Source organism: Pseudoalteromonas sp. AWM4_233, from assembly GCF_056158285.1.
Genome location: NZ_JBSWSZ010000016.1, coordinates 1 through 1774 on the forward strand (window position 1 = coordinate 1; position 1774 = coordinate 1774).

At 33.5% G+C, this 1774-nt stretch carries 2 protein-coding genes and 2 pseudogenes; 2 read left to right on the top strand and 2 right to left on the bottom strand.

Annotated features, from left to right (window positions below):
• On the top strand, positions 1-350 hold a 350-nt coding region (locus ACXAC4_RS18355; RefSeq protein WP_475164426.1), incomplete at its 5' end, for a DNA replication terminus site-binding protein.
• 9 nt (positions 351-359) lie between these two features.
• Here the strand turns inward: ACXAC4_RS18355 and ACXAC4_RS18360 are convergent.
• Positions 360-955: pseudogene (locus tag ACXAC4_RS18360) on the bottom strand (replication protein A); the annotation flags it as partial.
• Here ACXAC4_RS18360 and ACXAC4_RS18365 point away from each other — a divergent pair.
• Positions 951-1526 (top strand): annotated as a pseudogene (locus ACXAC4_RS18365) (replication protein A); the annotation flags it as partial. The pseudogenes ACXAC4_RS18360 and ACXAC4_RS18365 overlap by 5 nt on opposite strands.
• Before the next feature lie 9 nt (positions 1527-1535).
• On the opposite strand, the gene ACXAC4_RS18370 reads toward ACXAC4_RS18365, so the two are convergent.
• Positions 1536-1774, bottom strand: a 239-nt coding sequence (locus ACXAC4_RS18370; protein ID WP_475164429.1) for a DNA replication terminus site-binding protein, incomplete at its 5' end; no start/stop codon positions are given.

The following is a 1774-nucleotide window of genomic DNA, read 5'->3' on the forward strand; positions in this document are numbered from 1 at the left end:
ATGTATTGCTAAGGTTAACGACGGTTAGATTCACCTCTTACACAGCACCTGCTATCGATCAAGAATCATGGTTAAAAGCTGTTGAAACCGAAAAGATTCGAGTTCAAAGTTTGCAATCAGATTCAAAGCTTAGAATACGAAGACCAACAAGAGTAACACCAGAAGTAAATATTCGCTTTACAGCTACCAATAGATATCATGTAAGTGGTGCTTTACCTTTTATTATGTTAAATCCAAGCAAGAAGTTAAAAGTGGGAAGTCTTCCTCATTATGATTCAAGTGTGAATGATCCAAGAAAGAGAGAATATAATTTTTTAGTTGATAGAATATATTTAGAAAAAAAAGAGTAAATGAAACATTTACTCTTTTACGATCTCTTCAAGTACATCCTCGTCAATTACTTCAACGGCTTCAACTAGTCGTTTTCCACCTTGAATTTCAATTCTCTTGTTTTGTTTGTTTAATGTAAGAATTTCATCACAAAACTCTTCTGAAGGATGCATTTCATAAACGTAGTCGATAATTTTTCCAGTTTTATCATCTTTCACATTGGTTATATCGTATTCAGAAATAGCACCTTTTTCGATCAAATCCTTCATTGTCGTAGTCATATCTCGACGCAATGCTTTCAATTTATTCTCTGTTATCTCATCAGTTGAATAAATTGAACCATATTTTTCCATGATTGAAAGCAATCTGAAATGGTAAGTTTTACCTGGTGCAGCATATCGCCATAAATGATATAAACGAAGCATCATCCAGCGAGATAAACCCCGCTTTAATTCTTGTGCTCTGTTGAAGTAATAACCTTCATATTCCAGATTATCGCTCATGTTATGCACTTCTAGCGTTCAGACAAGCTACACATTTTACATATGCCACCCTGGCCTTTTTTTCCAGCTAGAGTGCAATGAAGAAAGATATATATTGATGATTCTGATTCGTAGAACGAATCAAACATGAATTTTCTTTCTTCATTACACTTTAGTGGAAAAAAAGGCCAGGGTGGCAATGTAAAATGTGTTGCTTGTTTGAACGCTTTTGTTCATAACATGATCGATAATCTGGAATATAAAGGTTATTACTTCAACAGAGCACAAGAATTAAAGCGGGGTTTATCTCGTTGGATGATGCTTCGTTTATATCATTTATGGCGATATGCTGCACCAGGTAAAACTTACCATTTCAGATTGCTTTCAATCATGGAAAAATATGGTTCAATTTATTCAACTGATGAGATAACAGAGAATAAATTGAAAGCATTGCGTCGAGATATGACTACGACAATGAAGGATTTGATCGAAAAAGGTGCTATTTCTGAATACGATATAACCAATGTGAAAGATGATAAAACTGGAAAAATTATCGACTACGTTTATGAAATGCATCCTTCAGAAGAGTTTTGTGATGAAATTCTTACATTAAACAAACAAAACAAGAGAATTGAAATTCAAGGTGGAAAACGACTAGTTGAAGCCGTTGAAGTAATTGACGAGGATGTACTTGAAGAGATCGTAAAAGAGTAAATGTTTCATTTACTCTTTTTTTTCTAAATATATTCTATCAACTAAAAAATTATATTCTCTCTTTCTTGGATCATTCACACTTGAATCATAATGAGGAAGACTTCCCACTTTTAACTTCTTGCTTGGATTTAACATAATAAAAGGTAAAGCACCACTTACATGATATCTATTGGTAGCTGTAAAGCGAATATTTACTTCTGGTGTTACTCTTGTTGGTCTTCGTATTCTAAGCTTTGAATCTGATTGCA